This is a genomic window from Streptomyces sp. MBT65, from assembly GCF_016612545.1.
Taxonomy (GTDB): Bacteria; Actinomycetota; Actinomycetes; order Streptomycetales; family Streptomycetaceae; genus Streptomyces.
The window spans coordinates 1-1,546 of sequence record NZ_JAENRY010000609.1; the positions used below are offsets into that span (position 1 = coordinate 1).

Here is a 1,546-nt window from a genome sequence, read left to right on the forward strand (position 1 = left end):
CCGCGGGCCTGGTCGGGCTCGTGTCCTGGTGCGGGTGGGAGCGCAGCCGGGCGGGGTTCGCGGGCGGGGGGATCGTGCAGATCATCGAGGTGACCGGGTATGCCGTGAGATCTGCCGTGATCACCATGCGGCGGAAGGGGTCGCCGCTTGAGTTTGTGATCTTCCCGATGGTGCATGTGGCGTCGCCGACGTTCTACTCCCAGGTCCGTCTCAGGCTGAGGGAGTGCGATCTCATCGTGCTTGAGGGGATCCGGGGGAGATCCGCGGGGGTGAGGGCCCTCACGCTCGCCTACCGGTTCGTGCCGCGCCGGCGGCGCAACGGTCTCCAGGAGCAGCGCGACGATCTGCTGATTCCGGAAGGTGTTCCGGTCGTCAACCCGGATGTGACCGCGGCGGAGGCGATCGCGGACTTGAGGACGCTGCCGCGGTGGATGTATGTGCTGCTCATGGTCGGGGCCCCGGTGATGGGTCTGGTGTTCGCGCTGCGCGGTCCGCGTGCCTTCCTCGACGTGGACGGGGAGATCGACGATCTGCCGTCGACACTGCGGGCGGAGATGCTGGCCGACAGTCCTGTGGAGCACGCGATGACCGATCGGCGCGACCGGCGGTTGCTCGACGCCCTGGGCGAGATCGAGGCAGAGCACGGCGAGGAGCGGTTCCGGGTGGCCGTCGTCTACGGGGCGGGCCATGTCCCGGCGATCGTGTCGGGGCTGCGGGACCGCTACGGGTACCGGCCACGCGAAGCGGAGTGGCTCACCGCCCTGGTCCCAGCGTGACCGTTCCGGGGGCCGCTGCCGGCCTCAACGTCGCCTGCGGCCGCTTCGGGACCGACCGGCCGGACAGCGTGTATGGAAAGGCGTGCGGAAGAGTGGGCACTCGCTTTCGCGGAGGCCGCTGCCGCCCTGATCGAGAGCGGTGCCCTGCGGGATGTCCTCGTCGTGATCAGCCACGAGGGACTGGCGTCGCCATCAGGCTGAGTGGGCCCCTGAAGCTGTCTGCAAGGCACTTGAAACCGGCTTGAGGGCCCGCTGATCCTCTGCCGCATGCTCTGTGGCATGACGTCGGTGCCGAGCGACATCGCGATCGCGGCAACTGGTCTGCGCGAGTCATACGGGGAGAAGGCGGTTCGCGACGGCATCGACTCCACGTCCCGGCTGGCAGGGTCTTCGCGGCCTCAGGCCGAACGGCCCCGGCAAGACCGCCTTGGTCGGCATCCTCTCCGCGCGGATCCGCGCCGACGGCAGACGGTCACCGCGTTGTGGGAATGCTGAAGTGTTGGTCGCGCCGAAGGTCGGCTGATCGGCGGGCTGCTCAAACACATCGTGCTGGTGACGTCGTACGCGTTGGCTGCTTTCGTTCCTCACCAGGTGGTGTGGTTTGGGTGGGTTGTTTTTGTTGTTGTCAGGCTGCCTTGTTGTTTTTTGCTCTGGTGTTCTGTGTTTCTTTGGTTTTGTTTTTCTCTGTTGTTTTCTCGTTGTCTGCTTCGTCTTCGTCTTCGTTTCTGTCTTCTTTGTCTTCGGTGGTGGTGTCGACGAGGGTGGCGATG

General features: G+C 66.1%; 1 protein-coding gene. It reads left to right on the forward strand.

Annotation, left to right across the window (positions count from 1 at the left end; all coding sequences use genetic code 11):
- Positions 1 to 269 precede the first annotated feature (269 nt).
- Positions 270 to 776, forward strand: a complete 507-nt coding sequence (locus tag JHN63_RS50945) for a hypothetical protein (RefSeq protein ID WP_200691920.1) — start codon at positions 270 to 272, stop codon at positions 774 to 776.
- Positions 777 to 1,546: the final 770 nt, after the last annotated feature.